Source organism: Litorilinea aerophila (assembly GCF_006569185.2).
Lineage (GTDB): Bacteria > Chloroflexota > Anaerolineae > Caldilineales > Caldilineaceae > Litorilinea > Litorilinea aerophila.
In genome coordinates this window covers 1-13484 of the sequence record NZ_VIGC02000002.1, presented here as the reverse complement: position 1 = coordinate 13484, position 13484 = coordinate 1, and the positions used below count along the sequence as shown (strand labels likewise).

Sequence of the window (13484 nt, the reverse complement as noted above, 5' to 3'; positions counted from 1 at the left end):
GCCGAATCCACCGGGCTGCCGGCGTCCCTTCACCCGCCTGGGGCGTGGCACCATCGGGCGGATACGGAGGCCCGCCCTACTGACGCAATTCCCGCAGGTTTTCCCACATGATGTACAGGCCGACCACCAGAACCGTCAGGGTAATGACCTGCCAGAAGAATTCGTAGAGCAGGACCAAAGAGGCGACCACGGCCAGCCCGATGGTCAGGCTGACTACCAGGCGCAACAGTTGGCCTCGGAAGCCAGCCTCGATAAAGGTGAAGAGGGCGATGATGGTGGTCAGGCCGAAGACCAGGTAGTGTCGGGCCAGGTAGACCAGGGCCACGAATCCCACCATGGTGACGCTGATGCTGACGGCCGCCCAAATTTCGGCCAGCCGGCTCAGGCGCAGGCGCTGTTCGCTGGCCGGCCGGTGGGCCCGGCGGATATGCTCCCGGGCCGGCCCCCGATCTCCTGCCCGCAGCCGGGCTTCGTGCTGTTCCAGCGCGGCCAGCAATGCCCGTTCCTGGGCCGCCTGGGCCCGCAGCTGATCCAGCTCTGCAGAGAGCTCGGCGATCCGGCGCTGGTGTTCCTGGTAGAGTCGGTGCAGGTGGGGCTGGGTCCGCATGGCGGCCGCCTCCATGCCCAACTGGTGGAGCTCCCGGCTCCGGTGCTCGATCTCCTCCTGGAGGACCACCTGGTGGATGCGCAGGGTATCCTGGCGCTGGACGGCCAGCTCAATCTGCTGCCGGGGAGGCGCCACCTTGTCCAGGCCGGCCCACCCCACCGGATCGTACCAGGCCCGGCGGACGCTCCCATCCCGGTTGTACATGGGGCCGGCCGGTGCATCCTCGCCGGCGAAGGGGTCCCGGGTGTAGAGGCCCCACAGCCCCCGGTAATTGGTCACCCAGGCGGGCGGCGGCGTCAACAGGTGGGGCGGATCCCACTCCCGGCTTTCTCCGGGGCCGATGGAGATGCCATCCCCCCGGGCATAGTCCACAAAGGGGATGCGGAAGATGTTGCCGTCGGGAGGCGGCGTTTCGGCCTCTTCCTCTGGGCGGTACTGGCGCAGCCATTCATGCCACACATGGCGTAGTTGGTTGCTGACCCGGGCCAGGGGCGCCAGGAAGGGCAGCTCGATTTCCGTCAGATATTCCCCCCGGCTGTAGTAGCTGGCATGGGAGCCGGCACTGACGTAGACCACGGGATGTCCGCCCACCTTCTCCAACTCTGGGTCGTCCCACCGGCGGCGCAGATCATCTCCCTGGTAATCGTGGGAGGCATAGGCCACCCACTCGGGGCGGTAGCGCTCGGCGGCCTGGGCCAGGGTCTCCCCTGCCTCTGGGGGGCGGGCCTGATAGAGGTAGATGTTGAGCATCTCCCAGTCGCCTTCGTGGTCGTTGGCCCCAAAGAAGGCGGACCGCCAGTTGTTGAAGGCGTAAAAGAACCAGTACTGGAGGACCACCCAGCCATTCTGTTCGATGACCCGGCCATGGTAGCGATACCCCTCACCCTGGGCCAGGAGTTGACGGTAGGCCTGGGCGGCTGCGGCGGCCGCATCCCCCGGCACCCGGCCCCGGGCCAGCAGCCCCAGGGTGAAGAAGGCATCGATGAGCCGTGGGAAGTAACCTACCCGGGCCAGGCGGCCCGGCCCTGGTCGAAACTCTTCCTCGTCCCGCCCGTGGATGCTCTGCTGCCAGGTGTAGGCGGCCAGTTGGGTCACCGACAGGGGATCGGTGAACTTCAGGTAGTGGACCGTGCCAAACTCGGCCGGATGGGGCTGGCTCAGGCGCTCCAGGTCCAGCCGGCCCCGCTCCACCAGGCAGAAGGGATCCTCGCCGGGCCGCTGCACCCACAGACTGCATGCCCGGACGTACGGCTCCACGTCCATGGGGAAGAAGCGTTCCCCCCGGGTGAATCGGAGGATGGGCTCGTAGCGGCGCAGGAGCGCCAGGGCTAGCTCACGGTTCACGGTAGTCCCCCATGGGATCCCGTCGGTAGAAGGCCAGGCGGATCTCCTCGCTGTTCATGTAGAGCACCATGATGATGCAGTAGAGCATGATGGCGTAGATGTCCGAGGCCCGACGGCCGCCGGCGTAGAGGCCCAGGCAGACCAGGAGCAACAATCCTTGCACGGTCATGGCCCGCAGCCAGGCGCCCCGTTGCAGCCGATAGAAGCTCACTGCGTTGAGGGCCGCGAAGATGCCCACGGCCACGAACAGCCCGCTCAGCAGGAAGAGCTCCAGCAGGGGGAAGGAGAACAAAGAGCCTGCCCCTGTCTGGGGAACTTCGATCTGCGCGCCCTGGTAGAGTCCGAGTCCCAGCAGGCCCAGGGCCTGGAGCATCAACAGCACGCTGATGACCCGGATGGCCAGACGGCGACCGGGCTGTCCGGCGGCCTCCGGTGGATTGTCCCTCATTCTTCTAGAGCACCTCCATCCTGTCCGGCCTGACCACTGGCGGCCAGGAGTCGGGCGATCTGGTCCAGGTGGGCCTGGCCGTGGGCCGCGTAGCTGCGCAGCAGGTCCTCCGGCGTGAGGTAGCCCACCTCGGGGTGCAGCCCCCGGCGCTGCCACTGGGTCTCGTCCAGGCGCTCCAGCAGGGCGACCCAGCGGGCATGGAGGCCCTGGAGGAGGCGCAGGGAATCGGCCACCGGCGCGGCCTGGGCGTCGGCCGTCTGGGCCCAGCGTTCCTGGTCGAAGGGTTTCAGGGTGGGCTCATCTTCCGTCAGAATGAGTTTGAGCCGGATGAAGCTGTTCATGTGGGCATCGGCCAGGTGATGGATGTTCTGGGCCACGCTCCACTCGCCGGGCAGGGGATGGGCGTACAGGGCTTCGGCGGGCGCCTCCGCAAGGAGGGCTTCCAGTTGCTCAGGCAGCCGGCGGATCTGGTCCATGAGCTCGCGGCGCTCTTCTGATGTCAGCATGGGGCTACCTCCGTGGGAGCCGTCTGGCTTCTGTTGTCTGCCGGGACTTACTGCGCTTCCAGTTCTTCCAGGATGGTCTCCAGCTCTTCCGGCCCGAAGACGTACTGCTGATGGCAAAAATGACAGTCGATGACCGCCTGCCCCTCCTGCATCAGGCTCTTGAGTTCGTCCCGCCCCAGGGCCAGCAGCGCCTTCCGGGACCGTTCCCAACTGCAGGTGCACCGGTACTCCAGGTCCCGGGTCTCCAGGATCTCATACTCGATGGGGCCGAAGAGGGTGGCCAGCAGGGATTCCGGCGTGTCGCCTGCGGCCAGGCAATCTTCCACCGGGGGCAGATCGTCCAGCCGGTTGGCCACTGCCTCCAGGACGCCAGGATCCTGCTCGGGCATGGGCTGGATGAGGAGCCCACCCGCGGCGACCACCTCGCCGGCCTCGTCCACCCGCACGCCGATTTCCACCAGCGAAGGGATCTGCTCCGACTGGGCGAAGTAGTGGGCCAACTCCTGGTCCAGCTCGCCGCCCTGCAGGGGTACCACACCTTCGTAGAGGTGTTTGAGCTGGAGATCCTTGACCACAGTCAGGACGCCCTGCCGGCCCAAGGCCTGGACCACGGCAGCGCCGTCGAAGGGCGGAGGCAGGGCCACATCCGGCACGGCTACGTAGCCTCGGATGTGGCCGTAGCTGTCCGATTCCACCACCATTTTTTGCAGTGGGCCATCCCCTTCCACCTTCAGGGCCACCCGTTGCTGGACCTTGAGCAGCGCGCCCAACAGGGCTGCGGCGGTGAGTCCATGGCCCAGGGCTGCCGTGGCCACCGGGCTCGTCTCGTGGAGGTGTCGAGCCTCGTCCACCAGACCCGTGGTGACGCAGGCCAGCCCCCGCAGCGCCGGCTCTTTGGAGAGGGCCCGTACCAGATAGCTCTTCTTCATGGTTGCTCCTTTGCTTACTTCAATGGGATTGGATTCTCCGGGCAGATCCCTTTGAACGCCTGCTCACGAACTGTACACCCACTCGCCGTCCACCAGGGTGGCCACCACCCGGGTCTCCAGCAGGGCCTCCGGCTCCACCGTGAAAATATCCTGGGAGAGCACGGCCAGGTCGGCCAGCTTGCCGGGGCTCAGGGTGCCCCGCCGGTTTTCGTCGCCGCCTGCATAGGCCGCGCCGGCCGTGTAGGCGTGGACGGCTTCCTGGATGCTCAGGCACTCCTCGGGGTACCAGCCTGCAGGCCCGGGGTAGCCATCCGGCCGGCGCCGGGTGACCGCGGCGTAGAGCCCCTGGAGCACATCGGGCGTCTCCACGGGCGCGTCCGAGCCGAAGGCCAGGACCGCGCCGCTGCTCAGCAGGCTGCTCCAGGCATAGGACAGCCGGGCCCGGGCGCCCCAGTGGCGGTCGGCCAACACCATGTCCTGGGTGCAGTGGATGGGCTGCATGGAGGCGATGACGCCCAGGGCGGCAAAGCGGGAGACATCGTCCGGGTGGAGCACCTGGGCGTGTTCGATGCGGTGGCGCAGGTGGGGGCCGATGCTGCCGTTTGCGGGATGTCTCCGCACCGCCTCGATGGCATCCAGGACGTTGCGGTTGGCCTGGTCGCCGATGGCGTGGATGAAGACGGCCAGGCCGGCCCGGGCGGCCTTCTCCACCTGCCGCTTCAGGTGCTCTGGTTCGGCCAGGGCGATGCCGTAGTTGTCCGGCTCGCCCTCGTAGGGCGCCATCATCAGGGCCGTGCGCGCGCCCAGGGCGCCGTCGGCGAAAATTTTCACGCCGCCGAAGCGGAGAAAGTCGTCGCCGAAGCCGCTCTGGATGCCCAACTGGATGGCGGCGTCCAGGTCCGCTTCTGGGATCTGTTGCAGCACCCGGAGCTTCAGCTCGCCCGCTGCCCGCAGGGTCTGGAAGGCCCGCAGCGCGTCCGCCCCTTCCATGTTGTGGATGCCCACGATGCCCAGCCGGTGGACCGCGGCCATGGCCAGGCGCACCGCCTCACGGGCCTGGTCGGGCGTCGGCCGCTGCTGCAGCCGCTCCACCAGGTCCATGGCCCGCTCCTTCAGGATGCCGGTGGGCGCTCCGGTCGCATCCCGCTGGATGGTGCCGCCGGGTGGATCCGGCGTGGCCTCTGTGATGCCGGCCAGGGCCAGGGCCCGGCTGTTGGCCCAGGCGGCGTGGCCGCATTTGCGACGCAGGTAGACGGGATGATCCGGCGCCACCCTATCCAGCTCCTGGCGGGTGGGAAAGGCCCCATCGCCCCAGAGGGACTGGTCCCAGCCCCGGCCGGTCAGCCACTGGCCGGGGGGCGTCGTCCGGGCCCGGGCGGCCACCCGCTCCAGGGCTTCTGCCAGGCTGTCGACCCCGGCCAGGTCGATTTCTTGCAGGCTGAGGCCGTAGGCGAGAAAATGGATGTGGGCGTCGATGAAGCCCGGCACCACCGTATGACCGGCCAGGTCCACCTGTTGGCCGCCGGCAGCCAGGAGCTGTTGCATCTGGCGATTGTCGCCCAGCGCGACGATGCGGTTGCCGGCGATGGCCAGGGCCTGGGCCGTGGGTTGCTGCGGGTCCAGGGTGTAGATGCGGCCGTTGAGCAGGACGAGATCGGCTTCCATGATGCCTTCCTTGATTCCATTGCAGGAGCCACAGCTTGCACAGCTCCTCCGATGCGGCGTCGTTCCGTCTGGGTCGGCATCTGAGGATGCCGACTCCGCGTCGTGAGTGCAAAGATAGTGACAGGACCGACTATGCATGTGATGACTGCCAATACCATCCTCTATTGTCGAAATTGGCGGGAAACTGTCAATTTCTACCGGCAGCGCCTGGCTCTGCCGGTGACCTTCGAGACGGACTGGTTTGTGGAATTTCAGATCAACGAGGGCGCGCGCCTCAGCGTGGCCGATGAGCGGCGGGCCACCATTCAGAGCGCGTCTGGCCAGGGGATTACGTTGGCCATGCAGGTGGCCGATGCCGACGAAGCCTGGCATCGGCTGACGGCAGCCGGATTGGCCCCCGAGCCGGTCCGGGAGCATGCCTGGGGCGCGCGGGTCTTCTACTTGTGGGATCCAGAGGGTCACCGGCTGGAGTTTTGGTCGGCCCTGCCGGACTGAAGGAGGCGTTGGAGGTTCAGGCTGCGCATGGCATCCACGGCCATTTCCCATGCGCCCTCGTGGCAGAGGCCACTCAGGGTGGCCATTTCGTAGCCCTCCAGCGCAGCCTGGATGCAGGCCTGGCGTACCTGTTCAGCCAGGCGAAGCTGTTCCTGCTCGTGCAAGACGGTATCGTTCATGACGGTCTCCTCTCCTCTGCACGGGGCTTCGATGGAGCGGCGGGCGCTTCTGCCGGCGCGGAAAAGGTGGGCAGGCGCCGCAGGAAGACGTGGCCACCCACGGCCAGCAACCCGATCTCCAGGGCATTCCACCAAAAGTGGAGATCCAGGCGGGTGGCGGTGGTCAGGCCGGGCAGGGAACAGAGGAACGTCCCCCGGGCCCATTCACTCCGGGCCAGCAGCCCATCCCGGCCCAGGATTCCGGGGAGCCCCTGGGCCGAGACGTCCACCACGCCCAGGCCCCGCAGCTCTCCCAAAATGAGCTGGTAGCGGATGAAGGTGTAGGAGTGCTCCACCGCATGGGCAAAGGCCACGGCCAGCAACAGCCACACCCACGGATTGCGCATCCCCCCCACCAGCAGGGTCACCACCACCAACAGCACCAACCAGTTCCAGGTGAAGTGGACCCACTCGGCGTTGGCCGGCGAGAGGAGGCCGTTGGCCTCCCGGCTGGGCCACAACAGCACGTGATACTGGACCCACTGGGCCAGGTGCTCCACGGTGTGCACCCCCTGCACGGTCAGCAGCACGCTGAGCCACATGACCGTTTCGCCGTGGGCGCGCAGGTCCTGCCGCCACTTGCGAATGCCTACGGGCAGCAGGGCCAGGAGCACCACCAGGGTGGCCGTCCACAGGGGCGCCGCCCAGAGCCAGGTGACCAGCAGGCTCAGGCCCAGCCCCACAGCCAGGGAGAGGAGGACGGCCGAAGTCAGCTCCCGGGGATGGAGCAGTCGCCAGAGGGGCCAGCCCGCTGGCCTGGTCATCAACCAGGCCCCGGGACGCTGCAGGGGTACGCCTTGGTTCATGGGACTGCCTCCTCGCGAGTGATCAGCATCCGCGTCTGTGTCGGCGGCGATTCCACCTGGGACCAGGCGCCGTCGGGCCAGCGGATTTTCAGGCTCTCCAGGCGGGTGCCCGGCGGGAAGCCGAAGTGGACCACCGGGGGATCGCCGGACAGGTAGCCGCCCGAAGCCCGCACGTCCCGCCATTGGACGCCGTGGTCGGTCTGGAGCCAGAGCTGGGCACCGATGGCATCGGGGTTCCGGCTCTGGGGCCAGCCCAGGGTCACCTGCAGGTGTTGGCCGCCGCACAGGCGGTTTTCAAAGAGTTGGGCCCGGCTGCGCAGGTTGTTCACCACGATGTCCAGGTCGCCGTCGCCGTCCAGGTCGGCCATGACCATGCCCCGGCCGCTGGCGGTGGACCCCAGGCCCCAGGACGGCATGGGGTCGAAGATGCCGTTGCCCCGGTTTCGGTAGGCCTGATTCTCCTCCACCAGCTCGCCGTTGGGCAGGAAGGGGAACATGTCCGCCGCGATCATGCCGTTGACCACGTAGATGTCCAGGTCGCCGTCGCTGTCCAGGTCGCCCAGGCGGCCCGCCCAGCTCCAGCCGGAGGCATCCACGCCCCGGCGGGTGGCCTGGTTGTGCCAGCCCCGCCAGCCGGGCACGGCCAGCACATTGGCCATGATCTGGGGGTCGCCCCGCTCCCGGTGCTCGTCCATCTCCTGGAAGACCGGCAGCCAGCGGGCCAGGGTTTCCGGTGAGATGTCGTAGGGGTTCATGTCGGTGCTGAAGAGGGCCAGCTCTCCATCCGGCACCAGCACGCCCCAGTCCAGGCTCATGGTGCTGTGGGAAGTCTGGTTCAGCGGCTCGGTGGGAATCCAGTTGCCGTCGGCCAGCCGCCAGATCACGTCCCGCACGGCGAAGTCGTTGGCCACCCAGATCTCTGGCCAGCCGTCCTGTTCCAGGTCCAGGATGCCGATGGCAAGGGCCTCGGCCTGGGCCGACAGCCGCCGGGAGTTGAAGGCGCCGTTCTCCTGGAGATGGACGAAAACGCCGGCCCGGGGATCCGCGGCCGGCTCTGGGATGCCGTGCTGGATGAGCTCCACGCCATAGGAGCCGGTGACCAGGTCCAGGTCGCCGTCCCGGTCCAGGTCCCCCCAGGCCATGGCGTAGGCGTAGACGTCCACGCCGGGCAGGGTGCCGGCCACGAAGTGGGGGCGGCCGTTCCGGGGACCCAGGTTGCGCCAGAAGGAGATCCCGGCCAGGCCCCGGTGGGTGAAGACCAGGTCCCGCCAGCCGTCGCCGTCCACATCCACCACGGCCACGCCCCGGCTGTAGCGGTCGTCCAGGGGGGCGGCTTCAAAGCGCAGGTCGCCCTGGTTCCAGAGGATGGCGCCGGGTCCGTCCACGCTGGCAAAGACCAGGTCCAGGTCGCCGTCGTTGTCCAGGTCATTGACGGCGACGCCGGCGCCGTTGCTGATGTAGGTGGTGATCTCCCGCAGGCGGGTGCCCGTGGTGAAGTCCAGGGAATGGGCCACAAAGGTTCCGGTGCAGCCGCCGGCAGGGGACAAGGGGCGCAGGGCCACGGCGGCCGGGACGCTGGGGCCGTTCACCTGCGCGGCGACGGGGCGTCCCCCGTCCCCCGGCTGGAGCCAGAGAAGGGCGAACAGCAGCAGCACGCCCAGGAAAGCCAGGCGTCGAATTTGGTTGAATGGGCGAAGGCCCATGGTCGCACACCCCCTTCTGGGTTCCCTGGCGACGACACGGCCCGGCAGATGCTTACCCCTTGAGCCCGGTGGTGGAGATGCCCTCGATGAAGGTGCGCTGGGCAAAGACAAAGGCCAGGATGACGGGCAGGGCTACGATGGTGCTGACGGCCATCAGGTGGGGGTAGGCCATGGCGGTATTGCCCATGCTCAAGGCGATGGTGCGCAGCCGGTAGATCATCAGCGCCAGGGGCTGCATGTTCTCCTGGTTGATGTAGATCAGCGGGCCCAGGTAGTCATTCCACGCCCACAGGAAGCGGAAGAGGAGCACCACGGCCAGGGCCGGCTTGGAGAGGGGCACCAGGATGCGGAAGAGGATGCCCAGCTCGCTGGCCCCCTCGATGCGGGCCGCCTCCGAGAGCTCTTCCGGAACGGTGCGGAAGAACTGGCGCAGGAGGAAGATGAAGTACGGGTGGCCGAAGAAGGCCGGCACCACGAAGGGCAGGTAGGTGTTGATCCACCCCAGGTGCTTAAAGATGATAAACAGAGGCACCATGGTGACCTGCCAGGGCAGCATCATGGTGGCGATGCACACCCAGAAGAGGGCCTCCCGCCCCCGCCAGCGGATCTTGGCAAAGCCGTAGGCCACGATCACCGAGGAGACCACGGTGAGCAGAGTAACTGGCAGGGCATAACGGAAGACTGAGTTGATGGCCGCGGTGTTGAAGTCCAGCCGGTACCAGGCGTCGATAAAGTTGCGCCAGTAGGCCGGGTTGGGAATCAGCACCGGCGGTACGGTGTAGACCTGGGGATCGTCCTTCAGGGCCGAGCTCACCATCCAGAAGAGGGGGAAGATCCAGGTGATGCTCAGGATCAGCAGGACCACGAACAGGCTGATCTTGCCCACCAGGGCCATGGTGGAGGTAGAGCGTGCCCGCTGCGCCAGTTGACCCTGGCGTGGCCTTTGGACAGGTTGGCTGACAGTGGTCATTTTTCGCCCCCGTAGTAGACCCAGCGTGCCGAAGAGCGGAACAACAGCAGCGAGAAGACGAGGATGATCAGGAACAGGATCCAGGCCATGGCCGACGCCTTGCCCAGGCTAAACTGGACGAACGCGTTGCGGTACAGGTTCACCACGTAGAACTCGGTGGACTTCATGGGGCCGCCGCCGGTCAACACAAAGGGCAGGGTGAAGTCCTGGAAGGCGCTGATGATCCCCATGATGAAGTTGAAGAGGATCACCGGCGTGCACAGGGGGACGGTCACGTGCCAGAACTTGTCCCACGTGGAAGCGCCGTCCACCGTGGCCGCCTCGTACAGGGTCTTGGGTACGTCCTGCAGCGCGGCCAGGAAGATTACCACCGCCGCCCCCTGGGCCCAGATGTAGATCAGGATCAGGGACGGTTTGGCCAGGGATGGGTTGGAGAGGAAGGGGATGGTGGGCAGCTCAAAGTACTTGAGCACGCCGTTGATCACCCCGTACTGGACGTTGAAGATGAAGAGCCAGACCACCGCGGTGCAGACGGCCGGCACAATGGACGGCACGTAGATGATGGAGCGAAAGACCGTTCGCCCCCAGACATCGCTGTTGAGCAGGTTGGCGATGATGAAGGCGGTGGCCACGCCCAGGGGCACGCCGATGCCCACGTAGTAGACGGTGTTGTACATCACCGTCCAGAAATCCGGGTCCACCGTGAAGAGCCGCACATAGTTCTTCAGGCCGATGAACTGGGGCTCCCGGATGAAGTCGTAGTTGGTCAGGCTGTAGTAGACCGACGCGATCAGGGGGAAGAAGGAAAACAACAGGAACCCGATCAGCCACGGCGACACAAAGAGCATGCCGAGGACCTGGTTCCGCCACTCGTTTTTGGTCATGCCGCGTGGGCGGCCGAGGACTGCCATGGTACCCTCCAGATGACACATGTCGTCCGGGTGCAGGGAAGGGGCGAGCCCCCCTGCACCCGAGTTTATCCCATGCCAGGGTTAGCTGCTGAACCCCTGGGCTTCCCACTCGGCCAGGGCGCGCTTCTGGAGCTCAGCCGCGGCCTCGCTGGGGGTCATCAGGTCCCGGTAGACCTGCTCCCGCAGTTCGGTGTACTGGGTTGTCACAAACTGGTAGATGGGGCAGCGGCGGCCGATGGTCCACTCGGTGACCTGGTTCTGGGCATCCATGTAGAAGTCCAGGCCGGGGTAGGTGTTCTTGTCGATGGTGGCTATCCAGGACTTGATGGCGTGGATCCAGCCCACCTGCTCGAAGATGATGTCCAGGGCGGTGGGCGTCTGGAAGAACTCGCCCAGTTTGAACGCGCCCTCGGGGTTCTTGGCGTCTTTGAAGATTACGACCGCGTGGAGGCCGGTGGCCATGATGTTGGCATCCTTGCGGTCGGCGGGGACGGGCGCCCAGGTGGCCCGGTTGTACTGGGCGATCTCTGGCTTCTGGATCTGGGTCTCGCCCGGGTGCCAGTAGCCCTCGATGATCATGGTCTGGACGCCGGCGTTGTAGGCCGCGCCCCAGGTGCCCTGGCCTTCCACCTGGCGCATGCCGGCGAACTGGTCGGGCCCCACATAGCGGATGAACTCGCCCAGGGTGTTCAGGGCCTCGGCCATGCGCTCGTTGTCCAGGTTGAACTCGCCAGTCTCTTCGTTCCACCAGGTAAAGCCGTAGGACGCCGCCACGAAGTCCGGCTCGTTGGCCATGGCGTCGTACGGGTCCAGCCCAAACTGAAGGAGGTTGCCGGCGCTGTCCTTCTTGGTCATGGCCTGGTGCCAGGCGTAGACCTCATCCCAGGTCTTGGGCAGGGTGGTGGTGTCCAGGCCGGCCTCCTCGGCTGCGTGGGTGTTGACGTTCAGCCCCCACCAGAGGAAGCACTCGATGCCGGGGATGCCGATCATGCTGCCCTGCCAGAAGGCGCTGTTCCAGACGGCCTCCAGCATGTCTTCGCTGTTGATCAGGGTGCTGTTCTCCACCATGTCCTTGACGTCGATGGTGGCACCCCGGGTGAAGAGGTTCACATAGCCGTAGTTGGAGCCGGCATCCGGCGGCGTGCCACCTGCGATGGCAGTCAGCAGCGCGTCCTGGCTGGTGGAGCCCTTGTGATCCAGCACGGCGCCGCCCACGTGCTCCTGCCATTCCTCGGTGGCCACGATGGCGTCCAGGGCCGGCGGCAGGTTGCCCCAGGCGTACCAGTAGGTGATGACGTTGGTTTCGGACTGGGGTGCGGCGGCTTCCCCTTCCCCTGTCTGCTGGCCGCCGGCGGGTGCCCCCGAGGGCTGGCAGGCCGCCAGCAGGCCGCCCAGGGCCAGGGCGGAACTGGCCTGCAGGAACTGGCGTCGTGACAACCCGTTCTTGGCTTCGCGGTTCATTGTTCACTCCTTTTCTTGGCTACACTCTGGGATCGGGATAACGGTTTCCGGAACGAACTGCAGGTTCACCGTGTTTGAAAAGTGCGGTGATGCACCAGGGGGTTCAGGTTCAGGCGATGTTCTCCACCTCCGGCTGGGGAGGCACCCCATCCTCGGCGGCGACCTCCCGGGCAGGCCGGGCGCCGCAGGAGGCACGCACGATCAGGGAGGTGGGTAAGACCACCGACACGGGCGTCTGGTCGGGGTTCAGGGCCCGGGCTCGCAGCATGCGCACCGCGTGGGCTCCCAGATCCGCCTTGGGCACGTGGACGGTGGTCAGGCTGGGGGTCAGGTAGCGGGCCAGGGGGATGTCGTCGATGCTGACCAGGGCCACGTCCTCGGGCACGGAGAGCCCCAGCTCGTGCAGACCGCTCATGACGCCCACGGCCACCTCGTCGCTGCAGGCGAAGAGGGCCGTGGGGGGATCCGCCAGCGCCATCAACGTCTGCACGTGACGGTGTCCCGCGGCGGGGGTGTTGCCTTCCCGGGTGGGGCAAACCAGCTCCTCGTCCATGGGCACATCATGGTCCAGCAGGGCAAAGCGGTAGCCGTCCAGCCGGTCGTCGGGGTAGCCCAGAAAGCCGACCCGGCGATGGCCCAGGTCCAGCAGGTGGGAGACGGCGGTGCGGGCGGCGCCCATGCGATCAAAGGTGACGGCCGGCAGTTCTCCCCAGCGCTGCTCCAGGCAGATGAGGTTGCCGATGCGTTTCTGCATCTTGTCGATGAGCCGGGTCGCGGCCGGCGACACCCGCCCCGGCTCCACGAAGAGGATGACGCCGGCGATCTCGTCCGGGTGGATCAGCTCGTTGAAGAGGAGGGGGTCGGCCAGCTGTTCCAGGGACTGGATGAAGCGCACCCGCATGTGCTGCGCGTCCGCTTCGTCGTAGAGCCCGGCCAGGACCTCGCCGTAGTAGGGGCGGGCCAACATGGCCGAGGAGCGCCCCAGGACAAGGCCAAAGTCCTGGACTGGGGCGTCCGATTGTTCCTTGGCCCGGGTCAGGAACTGGGCGTGCCGGTTGGGGCGGTAGCCCAGCTCTTCGATGGCCTTCAGGACCCGCGCCCGGGTCTCCGGGGAGACGGAACGAGGCCCCCGGTTGATCACGTAGGAGACGATGGAAGTGGAGACGCCGGCACGCCTGGCGACGTCCCGCTGGGTCACGCGGCGGTTGCCAGATAGAGACATGGGATTCGCTTCCGGTCCTTTGAGGCCCCTTGTCGTTGTCTCTTGTTGAACGAAACGCGATGGATTCAGCTGGTAAATCCCGGCAGAAATTCGCCGATGGTTTCCACCAGGGGGAGCGCGCCCAGAGGGCACCCGGAATTTCGGCCGTGGTATTTACGCCAGACTGTAACTGTACTCGTGCCTGGGGCGGCGGTGATGG

At 66.7% G+C, this 13484-nt stretch carries 13 protein-coding genes; 1 reads left to right on the top strand and 12 read right to left on the bottom strand.

Translation table 11 applies throughout. From position 1 onward, the window contains the following. Positions 1-76 precede the first annotated feature (76 nt). The 5 genes from FKZ61_RS01380 to FKZ61_RS01360 all read right to left on the bottom strand — a co-directional run bounded on the left by FKZ61_RS01380 (position 77) and on the right by FKZ61_RS01360 (position 5499). The gene (locus FKZ61_RS01380) at positions 77-1951 is read right to left on the bottom strand and encodes a hypothetical protein (RefSeq protein WP_141608279.1); all 1875 of its coding nucleotides are present in this window, start codon (positions 1949-1951) and stop codon (positions 77-79) included. After that, complete coding sequence (locus FKZ61_RS01375; RefSeq protein WP_141608278.1) at positions 1941-2399, bottom strand: hypothetical protein; 459 nt, start codon at positions 2397-2399, stop codon at positions 1941-1943. The genes FKZ61_RS01380 and FKZ61_RS01375 overlap by 11 nt, the downstream gene beginning before the upstream one ends. Continuing rightward, positions 2396-2905: a DinB family protein gene (locus tag FKZ61_RS01370; protein ID WP_141608277.1), complete on the bottom strand. Its 510-nt coding sequence runs from the start codon at positions 2903-2905 to the stop codon at positions 2396-2398. Before FKZ61_RS01370 ends, FKZ61_RS01375 begins: the two co-directional genes overlap by 4 nt. Positions 2906-2952: 47 nt before the next feature. Beyond that, positions 2953-3834, bottom strand: a complete 882-nt coding sequence (hslO, locus tag FKZ61_RS01365; protein WP_141608276.1) for an Hsp33 family molecular chaperone HslO — start codon at positions 3832-3834, stop codon at positions 2953-2955. Positions 3835-3897: 63 nt separating this feature from the next. After that, positions 3898-5499, bottom strand: coding sequence for an amidohydrolase (locus tag FKZ61_RS01360; protein WP_170199054.1), 1602 nt, complete (start codon positions 5497-5499; stop codon positions 3898-3900). A 141-nt stretch (positions 5500-5640) separates the two neighbouring features. Here FKZ61_RS01360 and FKZ61_RS01355 point away from each other — a divergent pair, with 141 nt between their 5' ends. Further along, the gene (locus FKZ61_RS01355; RefSeq protein ID WP_229964090.1) at positions 5641-5994 is read left to right on the top strand and encodes a VOC family protein; all 354 of its coding nucleotides are present in this window, start codon (positions 5641-5643) and stop codon (positions 5992-5994) included. Here the strand turns inward: FKZ61_RS01355 and FKZ61_RS01350 are convergent. The 7 genes from FKZ61_RS01350 to FKZ61_RS01320 all read right to left on the bottom strand — a co-directional run bounded on the left by FKZ61_RS01350 (position 5958) and on the right by FKZ61_RS01320 (position 13285). After that, the gene (locus FKZ61_RS01350) at positions 5958-6173 is read right to left on the bottom strand and encodes an acetyltransferase (RefSeq protein ID WP_141608273.1); all 216 of its coding nucleotides are present in this window, start codon (positions 6171-6173) and stop codon (positions 5958-5960) included. The genes FKZ61_RS01355 and FKZ61_RS01350 overlap by 37 nt on opposite strands. Next, on the bottom strand, positions 6170-7018 hold the full coding sequence (locus FKZ61_RS01345) for a hypothetical protein (RefSeq protein WP_211358355.1): 849 nt from the start codon (positions 7016-7018) through the stop codon (positions 6170-6172). Before FKZ61_RS01345 ends, FKZ61_RS01350 begins: the two co-directional genes overlap by 4 nt. Then, positions 7015-8721, bottom strand: coding sequence for a CRTAC1 family protein (locus FKZ61_RS01340; protein WP_141608272.1), 1707 nt, complete (start codon positions 8719-8721; stop codon positions 7015-7017). Before FKZ61_RS01340 ends, FKZ61_RS01345 begins: the two co-directional genes overlap by 4 nt. Positions 8722-8773: 52 nt before the next feature. Next, positions 8774-9691: a carbohydrate ABC transporter permease gene (locus FKZ61_RS01335; protein ID WP_141608271.1), complete on the bottom strand. Its 918-nt coding sequence runs from the start codon at positions 9689-9691 to the stop codon at positions 8774-8776. Further along, positions 9688-10602: a carbohydrate ABC transporter permease gene (locus FKZ61_RS01330; protein WP_141608270.1), complete on the bottom strand. Its 915-nt coding sequence runs from the start codon at positions 10600-10602 to the stop codon at positions 9688-9690. The genes FKZ61_RS01335 and FKZ61_RS01330 overlap by 4 nt, the downstream gene beginning before the upstream one ends. Before the next feature lie 81 nt (positions 10603-10683). After that, a complete protein-coding gene (locus tag FKZ61_RS01325) occupies positions 10684-12063 on the bottom strand; it encodes an extracellular solute-binding protein (protein WP_141608490.1) in 1380 nt (459 codons plus the stop codon). 109 nt (positions 12064-12172) lie between these two features. Further along, positions 12173-13285, bottom strand: coding sequence for a LacI family DNA-binding transcriptional regulator (locus tag FKZ61_RS01320; RefSeq protein ID WP_141608269.1), 1113 nt, complete (start codon positions 13283-13285; stop codon positions 12173-12175). Between the last annotated feature and the right edge of the window lie 199 nt (positions 13286-13484).